This window comes from Nonomuraea aridisoli (genome assembly GCF_003236395.1).
Taxonomy (GTDB): domain Bacteria; phylum Actinomycetota; class Actinomycetes; order Streptosporangiales; family Streptosporangiaceae; genus Nonomuraea; species Nonomuraea aridisoli.
Genome location: NZ_POUD01000157.1, coordinates 1 through 21,399, shown reverse-complemented (window position 1 = coordinate 21,399; position 21,399 = coordinate 1). Strand labels below are relative to the sequence as shown.

General features: G+C 71.7%; 16 protein-coding genes and 1 pseudogene. 9 read left to right on the top strand and 8 right to left on the bottom strand.

The genetic code is table 11. The features are described 5' to 3' along the window. Positions 1 to 94 precede the first annotated feature (94 nt). The 3 genes from C1J01_RS30150 to C1J01_RS30140 form a co-directional block, all read right to left on the bottom strand. The gene (locus C1J01_RS30150) at positions 95 to 745 is read right to left on the bottom strand and encodes a PepSY domain-containing protein (protein ID WP_146615772.1); all 651 of its coding nucleotides are present in this window, start codon (positions 743 to 745) and stop codon (positions 95 to 97) included. A gap of 68 nt (positions 746 to 813) precedes the next feature. Then, positions 814 to 2,922 (bottom strand): excinuclease ABC subunit UvrB, encoded by a 2,109-nt coding sequence (gene uvrB / locus C1J01_RS30145; RefSeq protein ID WP_111182361.1) that lies wholly within the window; start codon positions 2,920 to 2,922, stop codon positions 814 to 816. Between the two features lie 34 nt (positions 2,923 to 2,956). Beyond that, complete coding sequence (locus C1J01_RS30140) at positions 2,957 to 3,190, bottom strand: helix-turn-helix transcriptional regulator (RefSeq protein WP_111182360.1); 234 nt, start codon at positions 3,188 to 3,190, stop codon at positions 2,957 to 2,959. 239 nt (positions 3,191 to 3,429) lie between these two features. Here C1J01_RS30140 and C1J01_RS30135 point away from each other — a divergent pair, with 239 nt between their 5' ends. The 7 genes from C1J01_RS30135 to C1J01_RS30105 all read left to right on the top strand — a co-directional run bounded on the left by C1J01_RS30135 (position 3,430) and on the right by C1J01_RS30105 (position 10,409). Then, the gene (locus tag C1J01_RS30135; protein WP_111182359.1) at positions 3,430 to 5,043 is read left to right on the top strand and encodes an SPFH domain-containing protein; all 1,614 of its coding nucleotides are present in this window, start codon (positions 3,430 to 3,432) and stop codon (positions 5,041 to 5,043) included. Further along, entirely contained in the window at positions 5,043 to 6,284 is a 1,242-nt protein-coding gene (locus C1J01_RS30130; RefSeq protein WP_111182358.1) for an SPFH domain-containing protein, read from the top strand. The genes C1J01_RS30135 and C1J01_RS30130 overlap by 1 nt, the downstream gene beginning before the upstream one ends. Positions 6,285 to 6,294: 10 nt before the next feature. Further along, the gene (locus C1J01_RS30125; protein ID WP_111182357.1) at positions 6,295 to 7,068 is read left to right on the top strand and encodes a sporulation protein; all 774 of its coding nucleotides are present in this window, start codon (positions 6,295 to 6,297) and stop codon (positions 7,066 to 7,068) included. 513 nt (positions 7,069 to 7,581) lie between these two features. Further along, entirely contained in the window at positions 7,582 to 8,655 is a 1,074-nt protein-coding gene (locus C1J01_RS30120; RefSeq protein ID WP_235854763.1) for a hypothetical protein, read from the top strand. Further along, positions 8,652 to 9,269 carry a hypothetical protein gene (locus C1J01_RS30115; protein WP_111182356.1) on the top strand — a complete coding sequence of 206 codons (618 nt, stop codon included), beginning with the start codon at positions 8,652 to 8,654 and terminating at the stop codon, positions 9,267 to 9,269. The genes C1J01_RS30120 and C1J01_RS30115 overlap by 4 nt, the downstream gene beginning before the upstream one ends. A gap of 11 nt (positions 9,270 to 9,280) precedes the next feature. After that, the gene (locus C1J01_RS30110; protein WP_111182355.1) at positions 9,281 to 10,081 is read left to right on the top strand and encodes an inositol monophosphatase family protein; all 801 of its coding nucleotides are present in this window, start codon (positions 9,281 to 9,283) and stop codon (positions 10,079 to 10,081) included. A gap of 82 nt (positions 10,082 to 10,163) precedes the next feature. Continuing rightward, the gene (locus C1J01_RS30105) at positions 10,164 to 10,409 is read left to right on the top strand and encodes a hypothetical protein (protein WP_111182354.1); all 246 of its coding nucleotides are present in this window, start codon (positions 10,164 to 10,166) and stop codon (positions 10,407 to 10,409) included. 4 nt (positions 10,410 to 10,413) lie between these two features. Here C1J01_RS30105 and C1J01_RS30100 read toward each other — a convergent pair whose 3' ends face one another. Beyond that, complete coding sequence (locus C1J01_RS30100) at positions 10,414 to 11,586, bottom strand: ArsB/NhaD family transporter (RefSeq protein WP_235854762.1); 1,173 nt, start codon at positions 11,584 to 11,586, stop codon at positions 10,414 to 10,416. A gap of 52 nt (positions 11,587 to 11,638) precedes the next feature. Here C1J01_RS30100 and C1J01_RS30095 point away from each other — a divergent pair, with 52 nt between their 5' ends. Further along, positions 11,639 to 17,209 carry a WD40 domain-containing protein gene (locus tag C1J01_RS30095; RefSeq protein ID WP_111182352.1) on the top strand — a complete coding sequence of 1,857 codons (5,571 nt, stop codon included), beginning with the start codon at positions 11,639 to 11,641 and terminating at the stop codon, positions 17,207 to 17,209. Here C1J01_RS30095 and C1J01_RS30090 read toward each other — a convergent pair. Then, complete coding sequence (locus C1J01_RS30090) at positions 17,198 to 17,788, bottom strand: TetR/AcrR family transcriptional regulator (protein WP_111182351.1); 591 nt, start codon at positions 17,786 to 17,788, stop codon at positions 17,198 to 17,200. The two genes, C1J01_RS30095 and C1J01_RS30090, sit on opposite strands and share 12 nt — an antisense overlap. Positions 17,789 to 17,883: 95 nt before the next feature. Here C1J01_RS30090 and C1J01_RS30085 point away from each other — a divergent pair, with 95 nt between their 5' ends. Further along, positions 17,884 to 18,708 carry an SDR family NAD(P)-dependent oxidoreductase gene (locus C1J01_RS30085; RefSeq protein WP_111182350.1) on the top strand — a complete coding sequence of 275 codons (825 nt, stop codon included), beginning with the start codon at positions 17,884 to 17,886 and terminating at the stop codon, positions 18,706 to 18,708. Here C1J01_RS30085 and coaE read toward each other — a convergent pair whose 3' ends face one another. The 3 genes and pseudogenes from coaE to C1J01_RS30070 all read right to left on the bottom strand — a co-directional run. Further along, the gene (gene coaE, locus C1J01_RS30080; protein ID WP_111182349.1) at positions 18,709 to 19,311 is read right to left on the bottom strand and encodes a dephospho-CoA kinase; all 603 of its coding nucleotides are present in this window, start codon (positions 19,309 to 19,311) and stop codon (positions 18,709 to 18,711) included. 32 nt (positions 19,312 to 19,343) lie between these two features. After that, complete coding sequence (locus C1J01_RS30075) at positions 19,344 to 19,796, bottom strand: GNAT family N-acetyltransferase (RefSeq protein WP_111182363.1); 453 nt, start codon at positions 19,794 to 19,796, stop codon at positions 19,344 to 19,346. Between the two features lie 17 nt (positions 19,797 to 19,813). Beyond that, positions 19,814 to 21,399: pseudogene (locus tag C1J01_RS30070) on the bottom strand (alpha/beta fold hydrolase); the annotation flags it as partial.

The window sequence follows — 21,399 nt, the reverse complement described above, 5'->3', positions numbered from 1 at the left end:
GGTAACCACCGCCTGGAGTGGCGGTGATGTACCGGGTCGCGGTGGTGGGCTGCTGATTGCCGTCGCCCGCCATGAGGGGACGGTGGGTGGGTGGTCAGGTGGTGGTGCGGTTCGTGCGGGTCACCTGGCCGCTCGCGGCGTCGACCGTGACGTCGTGCTCGGCGCCGTTCGGGGTGACGACGTCGGACTCCCAGACGGCCTTGTTCTGCTCGAAGTCGAGGCTCAGCTCCGTGATGCGCCCCTCCGGCACGGTGGCCAAGACCTTGTCGGCCGCCTGCGCGTAGTCGAGTTTGGCCGCTTGCACGAGCCTGAGGTGCTCGGCCTTGTCCTCGGGGTCGCTGTCCTCGGCGACGGGGCCGCTGACGACCCGGCCGGACTCCACGTCGACCTGGTGCTCGGTGCCGTCCCGGCCGACGAGCTGGACCTCCCAGCGCCTGCCGTTCTCCTCGGTCTCCATGGCCATGATGGTGGAGCCGGGGACGGCGCCGCGGGCGGCCTCCCCGGCCTGCCTGACGTCGGCCGCGCCGGCGCGGCCGGGGCTCGGCGGCGGCGAGTCGGCGGGGCCGGGCGTGCCGGGCGGGAAGGCCGTGGGCGTGCCCACCGCCGGTGTGTACCGGACGGCGGCACTCCCGCCGGCCTGGTCGGCCGCTCTTTCCGCGGCCCGGTCGGCCTCTCCCTGTACGGTGGCGCAGCCTCCGGCCAGCACCGCCGCACCGACCAGAGACCCGATGATCGTCCTGTTCATAAAGGCTGGCTGCCCGCCCGGCGGTAAAGGTTGTCCCAGGTCAGCAGTCATGTGCCGTTATTTGACCGCTATTCGACCCCGGCCTCCTTCATGTCGCGCAGCTCACGCTTCAGCTCCTTGATCTCGTCGCGCAGCCGCGCCGCCACCTCGAACTGCAGGTCGGCGGCCGCCTGGTGCATCTGCTCGGTCAGCGAGTCGACGAGCGACTCCATCTGCGCCCGCGGCATCTCACCGGCGATGGCCTTGGCGTGCTGGCCGACCTGCCTGGCCCCGAAGCCGGGCACCGGCGCCTTGCCTCGCGACTGCTGCCGCCCGCCGCCGAGCAGCCGGTCGGTGTCGGCGTCCTCGCGCTGCAGGGAGTCGAGGATGTCGGCGATCTTCTTGCGCAGCGGCTGTGGGTCGATGCCGTTGGCCTGGTTGTAGGCGACCTGCTTGGCCCGGCGCCGGTTGGTCTCGTCGATCGCCCGCTCCATCGACGGCGTGATCTTGTCGGCGTACATGTGGACCTGGCCCGAGACGTTACGGGCCGCGCGGCCGATCGTCTGGATGAGCGAGGTCTCCGAACGCAGGAAGCCCTCCTTGTCGGCGTCGAGGATGGCCACCAGCGACACCTCGGGCAGGTCGAGGCCCTCACGCAGCAGGTTGATGCCGACGAGCACGTCGAACTCGCCGGTGCGCAGCTCGCGCAGCAGCTCGATGCGGCGCAGCGTGTCGACCTCGCTGTGCAGGTAGCGGACCCGGATGCCGAGCTCCAGGAGGTAGTCGGTGAGGTCTTCGGCCATCTTCTTGGTCAGCGTGGTGACCAGGACGCGCTCGTCGCGCTCGGCCCGCTCGCGGATCTCGTGGACCAGGTCGTCGATCTGCCCCTTGGTGGGCTTGACGACGACCTCGGGGTCGACCAGGCCGGTCGGGCGGATGACCTGCTCGACCACCTCGCCCTTGACCCGCCCCAGCTCGTACGGCCCCGGCGTGGCCGACAGGTAGACCGTCTGCCCGATGCGCTCGAGGAACTCCTCCCACTTCAGCGGCCGGTTGTCCAGCGCCGACGGCAGCCGGAAGCCGTGCTCGACCAGCGTGCGCTTGCGGGAGGCGTCGCCTTCGTACATGGCGCCGATCTGCGGGACGGTCTGGTGGGACTCGTCGAGCACCAGCAGGAAGTCTTCCGGGAAGTAGTCGAGCAGCGTGTTGGGCGCGCTGCCGGGCTCGCGGCCGTCCATGTGGCGCGAGTAGTTCTCGATGCCGGAGCAGGTGCCGATCTGCCGCATCATCTCGATGTCGTACGTCGTGCGCATCCGCAGCCGCTGCGCCTCCAGCAGCTTGCCCTGCCGCTCCAGCTCCGACAGCCGCTCGGCCAGCTCGGCCTCGATGCCCGCGACGGCGGCGGCCATGCGCTGCTCGCCGGCGACGTAGTGGGAGGCCGGGAAGATGTAGAGCTCGTCGTCCTCGGTGATGACCTCGCCGGTCAGCGGGTGCATCGTGGAGAGCTTCTCGATCTCGTCGCCGAACATCTCGATGCGGACGGCCAGCTCTTCGTACTTCGGAATGATCTCGATGGTGTCGCCCTTCACCCGGAACGTGCCCCGGGTGAAGGCGAGCTCGTTCCGCGTGTACTGCATGTCGACCAGGCGGCGCAGCAGCTGGTCGAGGTCGATCTCCATCCCGACGCGGAGCCGGACCATGCGGTCGACGTATTCCTGCGGCGTGCCGAGGCCGTAGATGCACGACACCGAGGCGACCACGATCGTGTCGCGGCGGGTGAGCAGCGAGTTGGTCGCCGAGTGGCGCAGCCGCTCGACCTCGTCGTTGATCGAGGAGTCCTTCTCGATGTAGGTGTCGCTCTGCGGGACGTACGCCTCGGGCTGGTAGTAGTCGTAATAAGAGACGAAATATTCGACCGCGTTGTTGGGCAGCATCTCGCGCAGCTCGTTGGCGAACTGCGCGGCGAGCGTCTTGTTGGGCTGCATGACCAGCGTGGGCCGCTGCAACCGCTCGATGAGCCAGGCGATCGTGGCGGTCTTGCCGGTGCCGGTGGCGCCGAGCAGGACGCTGTCCTTCTCCCCGGCCTTCACGCGGCGCTCCAGCTCGGCGATGGCCGTCGGCTGGTCGCCTGAGGGAGTCATCTCGGTGACGACCTGGAACGGCGCCACCTTCCGCTGCAGATCTGTGACCGGTCGCATGCTGCCACTGTAGGCGGCGCCACCGACACAAACGTCAGGCGGACCGCTCGCCGATGCGGGGGAACGGCGTCGTGGAGAAGACGACCTCGACGGGAACCTCGAAATACTCGGCGATCCGCAGCGCCAGGTAGAGGCTGGGGCTGTATTCGCCGCGTTCGAGGTAGCCGATGGTCTGGTAGTGCACCCCGAGGGCCTCGGCCAGCTGCCTGCGGGAGACGTTGCGCTCCGCGCGCAGCAGCGCGATGCGGTTGTGGACGGTCTCGCTCATCACCGCGTATCTTCTCAGCTCCGCCGCGGAGCCCGTTCGCTGCGCCGCTGGACGAACGAGCCCGACTCCCGCTCGTCGAGGCCGCTCGTCAACTCTCCGACCGCTTCCGTGTAGTAGGCGCGCTACATCCATAGCACACCTACTACAGGTCGCAACAGAGATGTGACCAGGCTTTGCAAGCGAATAGTAAGTCTCACCCGATACGGTCGGATTCGCCGTAGCGGAATGAGGAAGGTTCAATGTCACGACCCAGAGAGGCGCTGATCCGAGCAGGTCAGGGCGTAGCGCAGGCGGTCGCGCAAGGAGGTGATCTCCGGCAGGCGGTGGGTCAGGCCGTCGGGCAGGCGGTCGATCAGGCGGGCCAGGTGGCCGGCTTCAAGCTCAATCCGAACGACTTCGGCGCGGCCCGTGACGGCGGCGCCTCGGTCGGCACGCTCATCGAGGCGAGGACGGCGTCACTGAGCGACGCCGGCGAGATCGTCAACCGCAGCTTCGCCGAGAACGGCATGCACGTCATCTCGCCCGTGGTGATCCCGAAGAGCGGGACCGCGAAGGTGATAGTGCCCCTGGGCATCCTCGTGGCGCTCGGCCTCATCGGCGCGCTCGGCAACATCGTGCCGGGCTCGGAGCTGCTGTTCGGCCCGCACTACTGGGTGGTGCTGGTGCTGGCGGCGGCGTTCCTGTGGTGGCGGCGCAGCGTGGTGATGGTGCCCGAGGGCTGCAAGGCGCTGATCACGCAGTTCGGCAAGCTGGTGCACATCGCCGACCCCGGCCGGGTGACGCTGTTCAACCCGTGGAAGCGGGTCAGCTACATCGTCAACACCACGCGCGAGTACCCGTTCAACGCGCCGATCCGCGAGGCCCCGACCCAGCAGGGCGTCAAGGCGAGCGTCGACCTGTTCCTGCAGTTCAGGATCGAGAACCCGGCGGAGTTCATCTTCGTGCTCGGCTCGGTCAGCGGCTTCCAGTCCAAGCTGCAGAACGCCATCAGCGAGGTCACCCGCTCCCTCATCTACGCCCAGCGCGCCGAGGAGATCTACGACCTGGTGGGCGAGAGCACGCTCGGCATGCTGGAGAACCTCAACCAGCAGTTCCTGCCCGCCGTACGGCTCACCGACGTCAACATCACCCACGCCGAGCCGTCCAGCCAGGAGTACCGCATGGACCTGGCCGCCCCCGAGATGGTCCGGGTGGCCAAGGAGGCCTACACCTACGAGTACGAGCTGCAGCTGCGCAAGGAGCAGAACGAGGGCGACCTGGTCAAGGAGCTGGCCGGGCTGCAGGAGACGCTGAGCGCCATCCAGGCCGAGATCGCCGGCTACCAGGCCCGCATGGACACCGCCCTCGAACGCGCCACCCACCAGGCCACCGCGCAGGCCCGCCAGCGCCTGGTCGAGGCCGAGTCCACCGCGAACGCCAACGCCGCCCTGCTGGAGGCGCAGGCGCTCGACATCAGGGCGTTGTCGGCCGCCGAGGCGCCCGAGATCCTCGACTACCGCTTCCAGCAGGACCTGCTCGCCAAGCTGGAGTCGGTCGCCACCAGGCTGCCGCAGGTGGTGCAGATCGGCGACCAGACCGACATCGACTTCCTGGCCCTGGCCCAGCAGCTCGTCGGCGGCAAGGGCGCCGCCCTGTTCTCCGCCGACGACATGGCGGCCATCCGCGGCCGGCTGGACGAGATCGCCCAGCGCGTACGCGGCCGGGACGCCGAGATCGCCGCCCTGCAGCGCAAGGTCGCCGCCGACGTGACGGAGCCGCCGGACACCCCCGCCCCCGACCAGGAGCTCGAACGCACCGTCGAGCGCCTGCTGCCGGGCGGCGCGCACCACGGACAGCCCGGGAGTGACATCTGATGAGCCGCGAGTTTTCCAAGATCAAGGAGTCGGTCGCCTCCTGGGGCGAGATCCGCCAGCTGCTGCGCGGCGGCGAGCAGGGCCAGCTCGTGCCCGTCGTCATCCCGAAGGACCGGCGCGGGTTCGCCTGGATGGCGCTGGTGTTCCTGGCGGTCTACTTCGCCGGCATGGCCGTCCTGACCGACCTCACCCTCATCGCGGCGCTGGCCGCGCTGTTCTTCCTGGTCGTGGCGCTGATCACGATGTGGCGCCGGGCGATCATCGAGATCGAGGAGGGCACCACCGGCGTACGCAGCCGCTGGGGCGCCATCACCGGCACCCTCCCGCCGGGCCGCCACTACCTGTGGCTGCCGTGGGACCGGGTGGACGCGGTCGTCGACACCTCCACCGAGATCCCGTACTCGGCGCCGATCGTGGCCTGCCCCACCGCGGAGAACGTGCCGCTGAAGTCGATCGAGTTCTTCCTGAAGTTCCGCATCGACGACCCCGTCGCGTTCGTCCGCACGATCGGCGCGGGCAACTTCGACCTGGTGCTGGCCAGCGCCGTACAGGACGCCATCAGACAGCGCAGCCGCAGGGTCAACACCGAGCGCGCGTACGACCTGCGCGGCTCCGACGTCGGTGACATGCAGGACGCGCTCAATCGGCAGCTCGGCCGCTACGGCGTGCGCGTAACCGGCGCCAACATCCCCGACGTCCAGCTCCCCGACCAGTACCAGCAGCACCTGGCCACCCGCGAGAAGGTGGCCAAGGAGCTGTCGGCGTACGAGCGCGAGTGGGAGCTGACGCGCAAGCGGCGCATCGACACCCTCCTGATGGAGATCGAGCGCTCCAAGAAGACCCGCGACGCCCGCGTGGTCGAGGTCAAGGCCGCCCACAACAAGGCGCGCAAGGACGTCGCGCGCATGCTGGAGGAGCAGGAGACCGAGGCGCAGCGGGTGACGTGGGAGATCGAGGCGCGCGGCCGGGCCGACCTGACCGCCGCCGAGAACGAGGCCAAGGCGCTGCGCCGGCTGGCCGAGTCGTACCGGGACAACCGGGCCGTGCTGCAGTACGAGCTGGCCCGCAGGCGCCTCGACGTGGGCGCCAAGCTGGCGGAGAACGCCCCCCAGCCGCTGGTCGTACGCACCCAGCAGGGCCAGTCCGACTCCGCGCTGTCCACCCTCCTGCTGGCTCAGCTGCTCCCCCGCATCTCGGGCACGGGAACCGTCCCCGTGAACGGGCACACACCTTCCGCATAGGAGAAACCCCATGGTGTTCCGCAAGTTGATGGCCGCGTTCGGCGCGGGCGTCGAGGTTGACACGGTGTTGACCAACACCGGGGTGCGCCCCGGTGAGCTGCTGCGCGGCGTCGTCCATTTCCGCGGCGGCAACTCCGAGTACAAGGTCGAGGGCATCCACATCGACCTCACCGCCGTGGTCGAGGTGGAGTCGGGCGACAACGAGTTCAAGTCGACCTACAGCTTCCTGCGCCAGCAGGTCGCCGGGTCGTTCCAGCTGGCGGCGGGCGCCTCCCACCAGCACCCGTTCGAGGTCCAGGTCCCGTGGGAGACGCCGATCAGCGCGATCGGCGGTCACCCGCTGCACGGCATGAAGCTGGGCGTCCGTACGGAGCTGGCGCTGGCGGGCGCGCTCGACAAGGGCGACCTCGACCCGCTGTTCGTCAGCCCGCTGCCGGCCCAGGAGCACGTGATCGCCGCACTCGACCGGCTCGGCTTCGGGTTCAAGAAGGCCGACCTGGAACGCGGCACCCTGTACGGCTCGACGATGCCGTTCTTCCAGGAGATCGAGTACTACGCGGGCGGCCAGTGGCGGCGGTACTTCAACGAGCTGGAGCTGACGTTCATCGCCGGGCCCCGGCAGATGGAGGTCATCCTGGAGGCCGACAAGCGCGGCGGCTTCCTGACCTCCAGCCACGACGCGTACAACCGCTTCACCGTCCGCTACGACGACCCGCCGAACGCGGCGGAGTCCGCTCTGCAGCGCGGCCTCGAGCAGATGGCCCGCCACCGCGGCTGGTTCTGACCCCCACCCCGGGGCCGCCGCCTCCAGAGGCGGCGGCCCCGGGCTCCATCCGCGAGCCGTCCGTCCGGTGGATGGACGAGGCACTTGGCCGCTGGACCGCTTCGCGCATTCTTCGCATGGAGCCGCCGGGCGAATTCCTTTTCCCTTTCCTCGGCGACCTCAGGCGCCTGGTCACCGCGAATCATGTCCAAGTCGGAGTTGGCCGCGGCGGGGGTGAACGCCTTGGCGAAACAGAATGCCACGAGGGCCGGCCACGAGCCCAGCACGAAATCGGGCCGCTGTTGGTAGATTTCCCCATATTCCTCTTGGCCAGGACGATGACGAGAATGGCCATTCCGACGACCGCCCAGGCGATTTGGCGGAGCGTCATACGACGTAACCACGTGCTGCTCAGATTGCTCCTGCTCTACGCGGACCCCGGAGACCATCGCATTCCGTGTACTGGCCGTCTCGTGGCGTCATAGTTACCATGACCTCGGGGGCTTGACTGATCCTCTGGCGGCTGGGCGGGCGATGACACGGTTCAAGGCGGCGTTGAAGCGGGCGGCCCCGTGGGCGGCGCGGAACGCCGACGTCGCCATCGCGCTCACACTGGCGATCGTGGTCGGCGTGCTGGGCATCATGCCCGACGAGATCTTCGGCGCGGAGGGGGACGTCATCCAGCGCCAGCTGGTGACCGCCTCGACCCTCGTGATCCTCGCCCTGGTCGCCACCGCGCTGCTGCGCGACCGCGCCCGTCAGGCCCCCGTCGAGAAGACCATCACCTCCGGCGCCCTGGCGGAGCTTCCCGTACGTCTGGAGCGCCTGGAGGAGATCGAGACGCTCGCCCACAGCACCCGCAAGGCGCTCGACTCCCTGCAGCTCGTCAGGGTGCTCGGCAGCAAGCACGAGATCGCCCAGTGCCACGCCGAGGCCCGCAGGGACACCACGCGATGGAGCTTCAAGGGCGGCACCGGCACCTACCTGCGCGCGGTGACGCTGCCCCTGTGCGTGGCGGCCGCCCGCCGCGACAAACGCCACCTCACGGTCAGGATCGAGGTCATCGACCCGTCCGACGAGGAGGTCTGCGAGACCTACGCCCACTACCGCCGCTCGTTGTCCGACGTCCCCGACGGCACCGGCGAGAGGTGGACCACCGACCGCGCGAGGAAGGAGTCGTACGCGACGATCCTGGCCGCCTTCTGGCATCGCCAGCGCTACGGCCTGCTCGACATCGCGGTCGGGCTGTCCTCGACGATGACGACGTTCCGCTGGGACATGTCGAGCACCCGCCTGATCATGACGGTCGAAGACCCCAACATGGCGATGACGGCGCTGGCCGACACGTTCTACTACGAGAACTGCTACACCGAGCTGCGGCTCAGCTTCGAGCAGGCGCGGCGGGTGCCGCTGGAGATGTACAAGAAGGTGCCGCTGAGCGACGAGCCCACCATCGAGGAGGTGCAGGAGCTGTTCGAACGCATCGGGATGCCCCTGCCCAAGTCCTACAACGGCCACGACGTCGTCGACATCGCCCGCAAGGCGCTGCGGGCCGTCGACCCTTACCGTGAGCCGCGTCCGGCGATCCCCCAGCAGGACGGGGCATGAGTTACCGCGCCGTCCATGAGCGCTTACGCGGGGGCGAGGCCCGGTCGTGGGCGCTGGAGGCCCTGGCAAGGCCCGGCCTGACCGCGGTCCGCCACCCGCTCGGGTTCGTCTGCCTGCCGCTGGAGCGCGACGGCGGCGAGGGGGTATGCCTCCATCTGTGGTCCGATTCGCTCGCGCACGCCGAGAGCACCACCTCGCAGATCCACTGCCACAGCTGGGACCTGGTCAGCCACGTGTTGTACGGCCAGATGCGCAACGTGCACGTGGCCGTCGCCGACGCGGGCGCCGACGCCACGCACCGGGTGTTCGAGGTGGTCAGCGGCGCCGACGGCGACCGCATCTCGCCGACCGCCCGCACCGTCCGGCACGCCACCGACCTGGTCGAGGTGTTCGGGCCGGGCGACACCTACACGTTGCCCGCCGACCGGTTCCACAGCAGCGTGGTGCCGGAGGGCGGCGAGGCGGCCACGATCGCGCTCGGACGCGGCCGGCCGGGCAGCCGCGACCTGTCGCTGGGGCCGCTGGGCGGCGGCCCCCACCACGTGTCCAGGCAGCCGCTGGACGCCGAGGAGACGGCTCTGGCCGTACGCCTGATCACCGCGCACCTGACCTGAGAGGCACCCCGATGGACCTGGATCACGCCCGCGAGGTCGCCGTCGAGGCGGCCGAGGCGGCGGGCGCGCTGCTGCTGGAGGGCACGCGGGGCGTGGTGGGCGTGCGAGCCAAGGGCGTCGCGGGCGACGTCGTGACCGACCTCGACCTGGCCTCGGAGAAACTGCTGCTGGAGCGCATCCTGACGGCGTACCCGTCGCATTCGGTGATCGCCGAGGAGTCGGGGCTGGTCGGGGCCGCCGGCGCCGAGTGGACGTGGCTGGTGGACCCGCTCGACGGCACCAACAACGTGGCCATCGGGCTGCCGGCGTACGTGGTGGGCGTGGCGCTGTGCCGCGGCGGACGGCCGCTGCTGGGCGTGGTGCACGACCCGGTGTCCGCCCAGACGTGGTCGGCGATCCGCGGGCAGGGGGCCGTGGCCTCGTCCGGCTCGCGCCTGACGCCGTCGTACGCGCCGAGCCCGCACGGTCCGCTGCTGGCCTGGATCCAGGGCTACGGCGTCGGCCGCGACGACGCCACCGCACGGGCGATGAAAGAGGCGCTGGAGCTCAACGCGCGGCGGGTGCTGCAGCTGTGGACGCCGCTGCTGTCGTGGGCGATGCTGGCGCGCGGCGACATCGACGGCATCGTCGGCTACCGGGCCGAGGCGGTCGACCTGCCGGCCGGGGCGCTGCTGGCGCGGGAGGCCGGCATCGAGATCCGCTCGCTCGACGGCGGCCCCTTCGAGGAGTGCTTCGACGCCCCGGCCGAACGCCGCAGCTTCGTGGCCGCCCACCCCCGGGCCCTGCCCGGTCTTCTCGGGCTGCTCCCGTGAAGAAGTCGGGTGCCGTCTGTCGATGAGTTCCGTCGCCGTTCGACGTCTTGTCAGAGGAAGGCGCACGCGAAGGGAGCCCGACATGATGACCACGGCCGAGCTGGCGCAGGTGCTCTTCACCACCACTCTGCAGCCGTCCGACGAGCTGTCGCCGTTCCAGATCCGGCAGGCCGTCGACGAGCGGCTGTACGCGTGCGGCGGCACCCCGTCCCGGTGCGCGCTGTACGTCGCCCAGGAGGCGGGCGACCACCCCGAGACGTACGTGCGGCGCATGCGCTGGGCTCTCGGCGCGGTCGCGGACGCCTACGCGACGGCCACCGCGGCGTGAGCGCTCAGCCGAGCTCGACCAGCGCCCACACCGTCGCCACGAGCCCCACGACGGCCAGGCCGGCGCCGGTGAGCAGGAAGCGGCGCATCGGCACCTTGACGTCGTGACGGCGGCACGACTCGAACCACAGCAGCGTGGCCAGCGACGCCCACGGGGTGACCAGCGGCGCCACGTTGGTGCCGACGAGCAGGGCCAGCAGGCGGTCCTGATCGAGGTCGGGGATCACGGTCGCGACGGCCTGGAACGCCGGCAGATTGTTGATCACGTTGGACAACGCGGCCCCGACGGCGGCGGTGCGGTACGGGTCGCCCTCGTCGCCGATCAGCGAGGTCATGAGCTCGGACAGGCCGTTGCCGCTGAGGGTGGGGACCACCAGGAACAGCCCGGTGACGAAGATGACGAGCTGCCACGGGACGAGTCTCCAGGTGAGGCGTTCGCGGGCGCGCAGCAGGAACGCCCCGACGACGACGAGCGCCGCCGGCGTGGCGGCGACCGCCACGTGGAACTCCAGCAGCAGGAGCACGACGAACAGCACGCAGCCGAACGACGCCGCCCAGAACAGCACGCGGTCGGCCACCGGCTCCAGCACCGGCGGGGTGTAGCGCAGGTCGCGCCGCTCCCCCCGCCGCCAGAAGAACACCCACAGGAACGCCATCGTCACCGCGATCGCGGCGATCTGCGGCGCCCACATGCGGGCGGCGAACTCCTGCGCGTCGAGGCCGATCTTCTGCATGCCGAGCAGGTTCGTCAGGTTGGAGACCGGCAGCAGCAGGCTCGCGGTGTTGGCCAGCCAGATCGTGGTCATGGCGAGGGGCAGGGCGGCGATGCCGGCCTTGGCCGCGAGGGCGAGCATGACGGGGGTCAGCAGCACCGCCGTCGTATCCAAGTTCAGAAATATCGTGACCAATGACGCAAAAATGCCGCAAAGAAAGAAAAGTGCGGCGTAATTGCCGCGGCCGAGCACCGCCATCCTCGCCGCGATCGCGTCGAAGACCTGGGCCTCCTTGGTGAGCTCGGCGAGCACGATGATCGCGACCAGGAAGACGAGCAGCGGGCCGATGTGGGACAGGCTGTCAACCGCGTCGTCCCAGGGGAGCAGCCCGGTCGCCACGAAGACCAGGCCCAGAACCAGCAGCCCGATCCTGATCAGATCGAGCACGCCAAAACGCCGCCACACCCGATGATGATCGCACATGGACTGCCACAGGCCGATCCCAGATACTGAGCGAATGGCACGTGACGGCAGGCCTATCGACATCTTCGTCAGCTACTCACCCGCCGACACGGCGTGGGCCACGTGGATCGCCTGGGAACTGGAGGCCGCGGGCTACCGGACGATGATCCAGTCCTGGGACTTCGTGCCGGGCACCAACTTCATCGACTTCATGGACCGCGGGGTGAGCGAGGCGCGACTGGTCGTGGCGGTGCTGTCGCGCAACTACCTGAGCTCCCGCTACGGGCGGATGGAGTGGCAGGCCGCCCTGCGCGCCTCCCCCGACAACCCCTCCAACAAGCTCGTCACGATCAGGCTGGAGGACGTCCCCGTCGAGGGGCTGCTGTCCACGATCACCTGGGTCGACCTGCTCGGCGTCACCGATCCCGGCCAGGCCAGGGCACTGCTGCTGGGGCGGGTCAGGGAGGCGATGGCGGGCCGGGCCAAGCCGGAGGCCGCGCCGGCGTTCCCCGACGGGACGAACGCGCCGCAGGCCACGCCGACGCTGCCGCCGCCCGGCAAGCAGGGCCGGGCCAGGCGGGCGCCCGTGACCGCCCCGGCCTTCCCGCCGTCCGCCGGCGACGGGCGGGGGCGTTCGTCGGTCACCGTGCTGCACGTCGGCGGGCCCCGCTTCGGTCGCGCGCTGCCCGATCCCGGCGAGCCGTTCACGCCGGAGGACATGCAGGCACGCATCTGGGCCGACCTGACCGGCATGTACGACCAGGGCATGCCGCGTCCCGACCTCATGATCGTCAGCGGTGACCTGACCGAGTCGGGCAGCCTCGGGCAGTTCGGGCAGGCGACGCGGTTCGTGACCGACCTGAGGATGCTGATCGGGCTGGAGCCCCATCGGCTGGTGCTGCTGCCGGGGCCGCGCGACGTCACCAAGGCGGCCGCGAGCGCCTACTTCATGACGTGCGAGGCCGACGACGTGAGCCCGCAGCCGCCGTACTGGCCCAAGTGGCGGCACTTCGCGACGTTGTTCGGCGAGGTCTACCAAGGGCTCGACGACCGGCTGTTCGACGCCGCGCAGCCGTGGACGCTGTTCGAGGTGCCCGACCTGAGGGTGGTCGTGGCGGGGCTCAACTCGACGATGGCGATGAGCCACCTGGAGCGCGACGCGTACGCGCTGCTCGGTGAGTCGCAGGCGGCCTGGTTCGCCGAGCGGCTGCGGCCGTACGAGGAGGGCGGCTGGTTGCGGCTGGGCGCGATGGGGCATCCGCCGGGCGAGCTGCGCGACGCCGGGACCTACGACCGGCTGCTGGCCCACCGGCTCGACCTGCTCTTCCACGGCGGTTCCGGGCCCGCGGGCGACGGCCGGGTGCCCGCGCCGCGCTCGGGGCGGCACCAGGTGGTCGAGATCAGCGCCGACGGGACGCGCACGTGGCTGCCGGGCGCGGCCCGTCCCCAGCTCGTACGGTCCCGCCGGCATTCCGCGCGCACGACGTTCACCGGCGAGGCCCCGCAGTCCCCGCCGCCGGCGCGAAAGCTGGAGGAGCGCGCGCCGAGCCCGGTCGAGCTGCTGCTCGACCGCATCACCGAGGTCTGCGAGGCCCGGCACGAGCGGGCCAGGATCCGCAGGTTCCCCTCCCACCTCGTGGTGACCCACCCGGAGGACGGGTTCGTCCGGCAGCTGATGATCGGCGCGCACGCGGGTGAGCTGACCGAGCCGGCCGCTGCGGAGTTCGCGCAGCGGGCCCATGCCGCCGGCCTGGCCGCCGAGCTGGTCTACCAGGGGCCTCCCGCGCCCAGGGGGATCCGCGACGACCTCATGCGCAAGGGAGTGCGGCTGCGCAGCTTCACGGAGTTCCAGGGCCTGCTCGACCTGAGCGGCTACGTCGCCGAGCAGACGGCCCGGCTGACGACCGACCGGCGCTACCCGCCCCGGCTGTACGTCCCGCAGCGCTATCGTGAGCTCGACCGGCCCGGCAGCGGGGTCAGGAACGGCCTGACCGACGAGCTGATGCGGCTGCTGGCCACCGACCACGGCCGCTTCCTGCTGCTGCTGGGCGACTTCGGCCACGGCAAGACGTTCGCGCTGCGCGAGCTGGCCCGGCGCATCCCCGCGGAGCTGCCGCACCTGACGCCGATCCTCATCGAGCTGCGCGCCCTCGACAAGGCGCATTCGGTGGACGCCCTCGTCGCGGCCCACCTGGCGAGCCACGGCGAGGAGTTCATCGACCTCAAGGCGTTCCGCTACCTGCTGCGGCAGGGCCGCATCGTGCTGCTGTTCGACGGGTTCGACGAGCTCGTGACCCGGCTGACGTACGACCGGGCGGCCGACCACCTCGCCACGCTGCTCGCCGCGGCCGAGGACAACGCCAAGATCGTGGTGGCCAGCCGTACGCAGCACTTCAAGTCGCACAGCCAGGTGCTGACCTCGCTCGGCGAGATGGTGGGGGTGCTGCCCCAACGCCGGGTGCTCGGCGTCGAGAACTTCACGCCCGAGCAGATCCGCTCCTACCTGGCCCACCGGTTCGACGGCGGCGACGAGGCGACCGCTCGCATGTCGCTCATGGGCGAGATCGAGGACCTCCTGGCGCTGGCACAGAACCCGCGCATGCTGAGCTTCATCGCCGACCTCGACTCCGACCGCCTGCGCACGGTGGCCGAGGCCCGCCACACCCTCAGCCCGGCCCTGCTGTACGAGGAGATCCTCGGCTCGTGGCTGGCCTTCGAGGAGCGGCGGGCCACGATCCCGGGCTCGCCTCCCGCGCTGACCACCGACGAGCTGTGGCAGGCGGTGACGGCGCTGGCCGTGCGGCTGTGGGAGAGCGGCGAGTCGTTGCTCGGCGTGGAGGAGCTGACCGAGATCGGCGAGACGCTGACCGGTTTGGCCGACGGGCAGTTGTCGGCCGCGCACGCCGCGTTCCGCATGGGGTCGGGCAGTCTGCTGGTGCGGACCGAGGAGGGGATGTTCGGGTTCATCCACGCGTCGGTGATGGAGTGGCTGATCGCCCGGCACGTCGCCGCGACCCTGGACGACCCGGTCCTGCTGTCACGCAGGCCGCTGTCGGCGCTGAGCGTGGAGTTCCTGTGCGACCTGGCCGACGTGCGCGCGCTGCGGGAGTGGGTGGCCGCCCCGCCCGGCGACGACGTGTCCATGGCGAACGCGGTCAAGATCGCGGCCAGGCTGCGCACCCCCGCCCGGGCCGACCTGCGAGGCGCCAACCTCAAGGGCGAGGACCTGTCGGCCCGTGACCTGCGCGAGGTCGACCTGACGGGCGCCGACCTGTCGGAGGCCACGCTCGCCGGCACGAACCTGTCCCGCGCGACCCTGCGCGACGCCAGGCTGGTGGGCGCGCGGCTCGACGGCGCCCAGCTCACCGGGGCCGACCTGCGCGGCGCCGACCTGTCGGGGGCCCGGCTGACGCAGGCGGACCTGAGCGACGCCGAGGTGGAGGGCGCCCGCTGGCACCGGGCCTCGCTGATCGACGTGACCGGCACGCTGCCGCACCTGCCGGGCGCGGCCGTGGTGCCGGGGCAGCCGGTGGAGGTGGAGTTCGCGCCGGCCGGCATCGGCGTCCCGTACGGCTTCCATTTCCAGACCAGCCGCCTGCCCGAGCCGATCGCCTACAGCGCCGACGGATCCACGATCGCGATCGGCAACGAGGACGGCGGGGTGCTGCTGTGCGTCGGCGGCGCGCCCGTCCGCACGCTGCAGGGGCACCGGGGCCGCGTGTACGCCGTCACGTTCGCCGGTGAGCTGCTGGCGACCGGCGCGGCCGACGGCAAGGTCGTGTTGTGGGACTCCCTCACCGGCCGTCGCCTGCACACGCTGCGGGGCCACCCCGACGGTGTCTGGCCGCTCCGCTTCGACCCCTCCGGCGAGCTGCTGGGAGCCGGTGGCGCCGACGGCGTCGTCCGCGTGTGGGAGACCGCCACGGGGCGGCTCGTCCACGAGCTGGCCGGGCACCGGGCGCCGGTCTACACGGCCTCCTTCGGCCGGTCCGCGCTGGTGACGGGCGATTCCGCGGGCGTGGTCCGCGTCTGGGATCTCAGCTCCGGGCAGGTGAAGGAGACGCTCGACGACCATCGCGGCAGCGTCTACCGCGCCGTGCACAGCCCCGACGGCCGGCTGCTGGCCACCGGCGACGAGGCGGGCACCGTCCGGTTGTGGGACACCTCGACTTGGGCCCTGCTGCACACGCTGACCGGTCACCAGGGCAGCGTCTACTGCGTGACGTTCGCGCCTGACGGCTCGCTGCTGGCGACCGGGGACACGGCGGGCGTCGTCCGCCTGTGGGAGCCGTCCGGTGAGGCCCGCGGCGTGCACACCACGCATGCCGCGACCGTCTACCAGGTGGCGTTCAGCCCCGACGGGCAGCTGCTGGCCAGCGGCGACTCCGGTGGCGTCGTGCGCCTGCAGCGGCCGGGCGGCGGTCAGCGGGTCGAGCTGACGGGTCACCGCAGCTCGGTGTGGCCGTTCGCGTTCAGCCCCGACGGGCAGCAGCTGGCCACGAGCAGCAACGACGGCACCGTGCGCCTGTGGGATCCCCGGTCGGGCCAGTGTCAGCGGGTGCTGCGCGGCCACGGGCGGCGCATCTCCTCGGTCCGCTTCAGCGCAGACGGGACGATGCTGGCCACCAGCGGCAACGACGGCGTCGTCCGGGTGTGGGAGCCGCGCACGGGGCGGCATCTGCGCGACTTCCACGGCACCGCCGACCGGCTGGTCTCCGCCTGCTTCTCCCCCGCCGGGCCGGTGCTGGCGACGGCCAGCAACGACGGCGGCGTGCACTTCTGGAACGCCACCACCGGCGAGTACGAGCGCGAGCTGAACGCCGAGACCGACCACGTGTGGGCGGAGGCGTTCAGCCCCGGCGGCGACATGCTCGCCACGGCCAACGACGACGACAGCGTACGGGTCTGGTACCGCCCCACCGGCAGGCTCGCCGCGGCCCTGACCGGCCACCGCGGGCGGGTGCGCTCGATCGCGTTCAGCCCCGACGGCGTCTACGTGGCCACCGGCTGCGACGACAACCTCGTACGCCTGTGGCACGTCGTCTCCGGCGCCCGGGTGGCGACCCTGGAGGGGCACACCGACCGGGTCTACGCGGTGGCCTTCTCCTCCGACGGCCGCCATCTGGCCAGCGCCGGCAACGACGGCAGGGCCATGGTGTGGGAGCTGCCCGCGGGCCGGCCCGGGGAGCCGCGGCTCGCGCACACGCTCGACGGGCACGAGGGGCGGCTGTGGAGCATCGCGTTCGACGCCTCCGGCGGCCGCCTGGCCACGGGCGGCGACGACCTGCTGGTGCGGGTGTGGGAGACCGCGACGGGCCGGCTGCTCCACGCGCTCGCCGGCCACACCCGGCGGGTCTGGTCGGTGGCCTTCAGCCCGAGCGCCGACCTGCTGGCCAGCGCGGGCGACGACGGCGTGGTCATCCTGTGGGCGGACGGCGAGCGGCGGGCGACCCTCCTGGGGCTGGCCGAGGGGTGGGCCGCCGTGGCCCCCGACGGGCGCTACAAGCTCCACGGCGACCCTGCCGGGCAGTTCTGGCACGTCGTCGGCATGACGCGGTTCGAGCTGGGCGAGCTCGACGCCCACCTGCCGGGAGTGCGGCAGGTGCCGCTCGAGTCACCCTTCTGAGCTCGGGGTGCCGCGCATCGGGCGGCCGAGCAGCGCGGAGGCCACGGCCTCGACGTGCGGGGCGAGGTCGTCGGCGGACGCTCCGGCCAGCGCCGGCGTCGCCACCACCGAACGCAGGATGCCGATGCCGACCAGCCAGGCGCTGAGCAACTCGGCGCGCAGCTCCGGGCCGTCGCCCTCGGCGAGATCGCGCAGCGCGTCGACGTAGGTGTCGCAGACCTCCTGGCGCATGCGCTGCCTGGCGTCGTCGTGGGCGGAGGAGCGCAGCATGGCGACCAGGGGGTGTTCGCCGCCGTACCGGGTCCAGTCGTGGAAGACGACGGCGCGCAGCATGCGGGCGACCAGCTCCTCCTCCGGGCCGTCGGGCAGCCCGTCGGGCAGCCCGGCGGGCAGGTCGGCGGTGACCTCGTCGAAGAGCCGTTTCTTGGAGCCGAAGTAGCGGAAGATCAGGGTCGCGTCGACGCCCGCGTCGCCGGCGATGTCGCGGACGCTGGTGGCGTCGTAGCCCTCGCGGGCGAAGCGCAGCCGGGCGGCTTCCAGCAGACGCGCCCGGGTGGCCTCCCGGTCCCTCTTCGGCACGGTCCTCTCCCTCCGTAGTCATCGACCGTTGACATTGTACGGGCGGGATTGTTACGGTCGGGCAAGTCAGCGTTCGATGACTTATGGGAGGAAATATGCGGACATATGTCGTGTCGGGTGGCACGAACGGCATGGGACGAGGAATCGCTCTGCACTTTCTGCGCAGGGGCGACCGGGTCATGGTCGTGGGCAGCGACCCCGCCAAGGGCCGGCGGCTCCTCGACGAGGCCGCCCGGTTCGGGGCCGCCGGGCGGGCCGCGTTCGTCCGCGCCGACCTGACCTCGGTCGCGGAGAACCTGCGGGTGATCGAGGAGATCAACGCCCGGTACGACAGCCTGGACGGCCTCGTTCTGACGGCGCTGCGGCACTTCCCGCGCCGGGTGGAGACGCCCGACGGCCACGAAGCCACCTTCGCGCTCTACTACGTCAGCCGCTTCCTGCTCAGCCACGGCCTGACCGGCCTGCTGGAGCGGGCGCCCGCCCCGGTCATCGCGAACGTCTGCGGCGTCGGCGTCACCAAGGGCCGCCTCCACTGGGACGACCTGTCACTCAAGCGCCGCTACAGCCCGATCACGGCCATGCTCCAGGGCGGCCGCGCCACGGACCTGCTCGGCGTCGCGTACGCCGCCGGGCACCCGGACGGACGCACCCGCTACCTGCTGCACCATCCCGGCTTCACCGACAGCGGCGCCGACTCGCTCGGGCAACCCGCCAGGACGGTGATCAAACTGCTGGCCAAGGCGTTCGCGCAGCCGGTGGAGAAGAGCATCCGGCCGATCATCGAGCTGATGGACGACCCGCCGGGCACGGGCCTGCTCGCCTACGACCGGCGTACCCGGCTCGACCCGTCGCTGCCCACCCTCGACCCGGACGCGGCCCGCCGCCTGTACGACCTGACGAGCCACCTGCTGCGCCCGTGATCAGCCCCGCGCGGCGCGCCTGCGGAGCTCTTCCCAGAGCTCGTCCACCTGGGCGTCGAGCTCCTCCAGCGTGCCCTCGTTCGGGATCACGATGTGGGCGGCCGCCAGCCGGTCCTCCCTGCTCGCCTGGGCGGCGATGCGGGCCTTGGCGTCGCTCTCCGGCATGCCGCGCAGCTCGCCCAGCCGCCTGACGCGTACGTCGTCGGCCGCGTCCACGACGACGACCACGTCGTACATCGGGGCCAGGTTGTTCTCCACCAGCAGCGGCACGTCGTAGACCAGGATCGCGTCGTCGGGCGCCTGGGCCTGCAGCTCGGCCACCCGCTCGCCCACCAGCGGGTGCACGATCGCGTTGAGCGCCGCCAGCTTCTCGGAGTCGGCGAAGACGATGGAGCCGAGCTTCGGCCGGTCGAGCGAGCCGTCGGGCCGCAGCACCTCCTCGCCGAACGTGGCCACCACTCTCGCCAGCCCTGGCGTGCCGGGCTCCACCACCTCGCGTGCGATCCGGTCGGCGTCGACGACCACCGCGCCCTTGGCCGACAGTCGCTTGGACACCTCGCTCTTGCCCGATCCGATGCCGCCGGTCAGCCCAATCTTCAGCACGCGTGCAGCCTATCCACGGATCCGGTACGCGGTCAGCGGGGGTTCATCCGCAGATGGACGAGCGTCAGGTGGTCGTCCATCCGCTCGCGGTGGGTCTCGCGGTAGCCGAGCCGCCGGTAGAGCCGCAGGTTGCCGCCGGACAGGTGGCCGGTGAACAGGTCGAACGCCGTCGCCTCCGGCACCTGCTCGTGCAGGGCGGCCAGCAGGGCGCTGCCGACGCCCTGGCCCTGGAAGTCGGGGGCGACGACGAGGCGGCCGACGCGGCACGTCGTGCCGGAGAGTTGCCCGCGCACCGAGCCCACGATGCGGCCGCCCTCGACGGCCTTGAGCACGACCCCGCCCTCGACGGCCTTGCGGACCTGCTCCAGCGACTCGACCAGGGGCGTGATGAACGGGTCGCCGTAGAGCTGGGCCTCGCTGACGTACGCGGCCCGCTGCACTGTGAGGATCTCGCCCGCGTCGGCCGCGACGGCCCGTTCGATCATCACCACGGCAGCCTATCTCAGGGGTCGGCGACCAGTTCGCCGGAACAGGAGGCCCGGGGCCGGACACCGTTGACGAGGTAGTCGTGCACGCGGGTGCGCAGGCAGGCGGCCCGCAGCTTGGCCTCGCCCTGCAGCAGGTAGGCGCCGGGCCCGTCGCCGTGCCGCAACACCGCCGCCCCCGGGACGCGCACCGCCCCGATGTCCAGCCGTCCGACCCCGACCAGCACGGACGCACCCTCGGCCCGACGCGGCGCTCCGGAAGCCTGCCCAGAACCGGGCAGTCGCGACGTACCGGGAGACGGCACCACGCCAGGCAGGTCCCCCGGGCCGGAAGACTGCACCGCATCAGGCCGGTGCTCCGGGGCGGCGGACGGCACCACGCCGGGTAGACCCCCCGACTCGGAAGACTGCAACGCGCCAGGCAGGCGCATCGGGCCGGCGGACGACGCCGCGCCAGGCAGGCGTACCAGGCCGGGCAGGCGTATGCCGGGAGGCTGCGCCGGGCCGGGCAGCCCGAGGCAGTGGGCGGCCTCGTGGCGGGCGCTCAGCCAGCCCACCCGCGGGGCCGGCGCCCGCAGCCGCTCCTCCAGGGCCACGAGCTCCGTATGGGTGGGCACGGCGGGCCCGAAGTCACGGCACGCCGCCGCCCTGGTCACCGTCGCGGGCCCGGCCTGCGGCGGCACGTCCGTCATCGCGGCCAGGGCGGCCGCGTCGCCCTCCTCGGCCTGCGACAGGGCGCGGGCGAGTTCGGGCCAGCGGCCGGGCTCCAGCCCGGCGTACACGGCGGCCGCCACCCCACGGGCGTCCAGCGTACGGCCGGCTCCGGCGGGCAGGGGCACACGCTCGTACAGGTCGTCGATGACCGCGGGCGCGTCGTCGTCGAGCGGGCAGCCGAGGCGGCTGCGGCACCAGTCGCGGAAGTGGCCGAGCCGCCGTTCGGCCGCGCGCGCCCGGGCGGTCGCCCGCCGTTCCAGGGACGGCTCGCCGAGGTCGGGGACGCCCTCCAGGTACATCCGCTCCACCCTGCGGGGGAACAGCTCCAGGTACGCCAACCCGTAGACGGCGCCGTACCCGTTGCCGAAGTAGCGCAGCCGCCGCTCGCCGAGCGCGGCGCGCAGGGCGTCGAGGTCGTGTGCCGTCTGGCGGGCCGTGAGGCCACCGTAGGCGGGTCCGGCAGCTATCCGGCAGCTTTTCCCATATGCGGCGTTCTGTCGGGCGTAGGAACGCCATGAGGCCCGTCCAGGGGCCAACTGGAGGAGCAGCGGGTCGGGCGGCGGCACGGAGCAGCGCACCATGGCGCGGCTCCCCCGGTCGCCGATCCCCCGGGGCTCCACCAGCACGACGTCGAACCACCGCGTGAGCTCACTGACGGTGTCGGGCCGCGCCCGCACGTCCTGAATCGTGGAAGGGGCCCCGGTGTTCACGACCAGGGCGCCGAGGCCGCGGTAGGGGTCGCGGGCGGGCATCCGCGCCAGATCGATCTGGGTACGCAGCCCGCGCGGCCGCGCCCAGTCCACGGGCACCGACAGCGTCCCGCACTCAAGCCCGTCGCCGCACTCCCGCCAGACGATCCCCCGCCGCCCCTGCACCGCCGCGCTGGGAC